This window comes from Arenimonas sp. (genome assembly GCF_019459675.1).
Taxonomy (GTDB): domain Bacteria; phylum Pseudomonadota; class Gammaproteobacteria; order Xanthomonadales; family Xanthomonadaceae; genus Arenimonas.
On record NZ_JAIBFH010000433.1, the window covers coordinates 1 to 3,298 of the forward strand.

Genomic DNA, 3,298 nt, shown 5'->3' on the forward strand with positions numbered 1-3,298 from the left:
TTTGGGGGTTTCATGGCGGGGCCCCGCTGTCAAAACCCTTTTTGGCCACCCGCCGGGGGCGGGTGGCCCCGGCCCCGCGGCATCGGGTTTGGGCTACCCTTTGCCATCCCCGACCCCGGCCCTGCGTTCCTCGTGAAGATCATCAGTTTCAACGCCAACGGCCTGCGATCGGCCACCACCAAGGGTTTCTTCGACTGGCTGCCCGGCCAGGACGCCGACTTTGTCTGCGTCCAGGAAACCAAGGCACAGGAGCACCAGCTGCGGGTGGAGGCGATGTTGCCGGCCGGCTACCAGGCCCACTTCCGCGACGCGACCACCAAGAAGGGATACAGCGGCGTGGGCATCTACAGCCGGCGCGAACCCGATCAAGTGCGCACGGCGCTGGGCTGGGCCGAGTTCGACGAAGAGGGGCGCTATATCGAGACGCGCCATGGAAACCTCAGCGTGGTGTCGCTGTACTTCCCTTCCGGCTCGTCGGGGGACCTGCGCCAACAGTTCAAGTTCCGCTGCATGGAGTGGTTTACGCCGATCCTGGACCAGTGGCTGGCCAGCGGCCGCGACTACGTGATCTGCGGCGACTGGAACATCGTGCACACGCGCAAGGACATCAGGAACTGGACGTCGAACCAGAAGAACTCCGGCTGCCTGCCCGAGGAGCGCGCCTGGCTGGACCTGCTGTTTGCCCAGCGCGGCTGGGTGGACAGCTATCGCCACCTCCGGCCGGACGGCGAGGACTACACCTGGTGGAGCCAGCGCGGCGCTGCGCGCGCCAAGAACGTCGGCTGGCGCATTGACTACCAGGTGGTGTCGCCGTCGCTGCGCGACCGCCTCAAGGCCTGTTCGATCCACGCCGAGCCGAAATTCTCCGACCACGCGCCCTACGCCGTGGAGTACGCGTGAGCGCGGTGGCGTCCTGGCGCGACCGGTTGCCGGCCAGCCTGCGCCCCTACTTCGAGCGTGAGCCGCTGGCGGCGCTGATGCTGGGGCTGTCGTCGGGCTTCCCGTACGCGATGATCGGCGCCACGCTCACCACCCGCCTGGCCCAGGACGGCATCGACAAGAAGAGCGTCACGGCGTTCTCGCTGGCCTTCCTGGTCTACAACTTCAAGTTCCTCTGGGCGCCGTTGGTGGACGGCTTCCGCATCCCGCTGCTGGGGCGGCTGGGCCAGCGTGTGTCATGGCTGCTGCTGGCCGGCACGCTGGTGATGCTGGCGGTGGGCTGGCTGGGCATGCTGGACCCCAGCGACGACCTGATGCGAGTAGCGATGGCGGCGGTGGCCGTGGGCGTCGCCGGCGCTACGTATGACATCGTCATCGACGCCTACCGGATCGAGACGCTGCGCCCCGAGCAGTTGGGCGTGGGCTCGGGCATGTCGCAGTATGGCTGGCGTATCGGTTCGGTAGCGGCAGGCTCGCTGGCGCTGTACGTGGCTACGCTGGGCGACTGGAGCACGGCATACCTGCTGTGCGCCGCGTTCGCACTTCCGGCGATGCTCACCGGCCTGGTGCTGGGCGAACCGGCGCGGCACGTCGTGGTGGCAGTGCACCGCGGCTGGCGCCAGGCGTGGCAATCGGTGGTCGGGCCGCTGGGCGAATTCTTCCTGCGCCGCGGCGCCATCCTGGTGCTGCTGTTCGTCATGCTGCACAAGATTGGCGACACGCTGGCGAACCTGACGCTGCGCCTGCTGCTCAACGACCTGGGCTTCAGCAACGAGGAAATCGCCACCTGGGATGTCGGCGTGGGCTTCATCGCGTACTTGGTTGGCATTTTCGTCGGCGGCATGCTGTATGCCGGGCTGGGCGTGAAGCGTTCGGTGCTGGTGGCGCTGGTACTGATGGCCGCCTCCAACCTCAGTTTTGCGTGGCTGGCCTCGGTGGGTCACTCCAACGGTTTGCTGGCGTTCACCATCGGGTTCGAGAATTTCTCCAGCGGCATCGGCGGCGTGGTGGTGGTGGCCTACCTGTCGGCGCTGTGCAACCTGGCCTTCACGGCGACCCAGTTCGCGCTGCTTTCGGCTGCTTCGAGCATCGTCGGGCGGCTGCTGACGGGCACGACGGCCGGCGCGCTGATCGAATCGCTGGGCTACGTCAATTTCTACCTTGTGACGACGCTGGTGGCGCTGCCGGGCGTGTTCCTCTACCTGTTCATGCTGCGTGCGGGCCTGATAGACCAGTCTCTCGGCAACGCGGGCTACGCCGAGCCGCCGAAGTAAACCTCGGGCCCATCGCCCGCAAACTCTTGCAGTCGGCGCAACTGGCCGTATGCTGGAAGCCCCCCAAGGATCGAGGCCATGGCCGACTTCCTGCTTCGCGACATTGACGAGCGGGTAGCCGAGCGCATCAAGGAGATCGCTCGCCAGAAGGGCTGGCCGCTCAATGACGTCATGCTGCTGCTGCTCAAGCAGGCGCTGGGCATCATCGAGCCTGAGCCGGCCCCGGTGCCCGGCGACATCGCCCGCCTGACGGGCGCCTGGAACGATGACGAAGCCCGCGCCTTCGAAGAAGCGATGGCCGCCATGAGCAGCCTGCCTGACGACGCGCCGTCCTACCTGGTGGAAGAAGAACGCCGCAAGAGTGACCGCCGGAAGACGGAGTCGGGCGGCTGATCAGCCGCGGTGGATCGAACCCAGCACCCTGGGCCCGCGCGCGCCGGTGACGCTGGGCAGGTTCCCCGGCCGCCCCGCCAGGGTTTCCCGCGCCAGCCAGGCGAAGCCGGCAGCTTCGATGAAATCCGGATCCAGGCCCAGGGCGGCCGTGCTGGCGACGTCCACGCCGGGCAGCCGGTGCGCCAATCGCTCCATCAGCAGCGGGTTGTGCACGCCGCCGCCGCACACCAGCAGTCGGTTTGCGCCGGGCAGCGTGGCGCGCAGCCCATCAGCGATGGTTGCCGCGCTCAGCTCGCACAGCGTGGCCTGGACGTCGGCCGGCGCAATCGTTTCGGCGCCCATGTGCGCCTGCAGCCAGGCCAGCTGGAACTGGTCGCGGCCGGTGCTCTTTGGCGGCGGCACGGCAAACCAGGGCTCGGCCAGCAGGCGCGCCAGCAGGCCTTCGTGAACACGGCCCTCGCGTGCGAAGCAGGCGTCGCGGTCGTAAGGCAGGCCGCGGTGGCGCAGGCACCACGCGTCCATCAGGCCGTTGGCCGGGCCGGTGTCGAAGCCGCGCACGTCGCCCTGGCGCGGCAGCAGCGTCAGGTTGGCGATGCCGCCCAGGTTGAGGATGGCGCGGTCTTCATCCGGCGAATGCATCACGGCGACATGGAAGGCCGGCATCAGCGGCGCGCCCTGGCCGCCGGCGGCGA

At 68.2% G+C, this 3,298-nt stretch carries 4 protein-coding genes; 3 read left to right on the top strand and 1 reads right to left on the bottom strand.

Features of this window, described 5'->3' with window-relative positions:
- Nucleotides 1–132 precede the first annotated feature (132 nt).
- The 3 genes from K0M70_RS14270 (at nucleotide 133) to K0M70_RS14280 (ending at nucleotide 2,606) form a co-directional block, all read left to right on the top strand.
- On the top strand, nucleotides 133–900 hold the full coding sequence (locus K0M70_RS14270) for an exodeoxyribonuclease III (protein ID WP_290783061.1): 768 nt from the start codon (nucleotides 133–135) through the stop codon (nucleotides 898–900).
- The gene (locus K0M70_RS14275; RefSeq protein ID WP_290783062.1) at nucleotides 897–2,213 is read left to right on the top strand and encodes an MFS transporter; all 1,317 of its coding nucleotides are present in this window, start codon (nucleotides 897–899) and stop codon (nucleotides 2,211–2,213) included. The genes K0M70_RS14270 and K0M70_RS14275 overlap by 4 nt, the downstream gene beginning before the upstream one ends.
- A gap of 78 nt (nucleotides 2,214–2,291) precedes the next feature.
- A complete protein-coding gene (locus tag K0M70_RS14280) occupies nucleotides 2,292–2,606 on the top strand; it encodes a hypothetical protein (RefSeq protein ID WP_290783064.1) in 315 nt (104 codons plus the stop codon).
- Here the strand turns inward: K0M70_RS14280 and K0M70_RS14285 are convergent.
- Nucleotides 2,607–3,298, bottom strand: a 692-nt coding sequence (locus K0M70_RS14285) for an anhydro-N-acetylmuramic acid kinase (RefSeq protein WP_290783066.1), incomplete at its 5' end; no start/stop codon positions are given.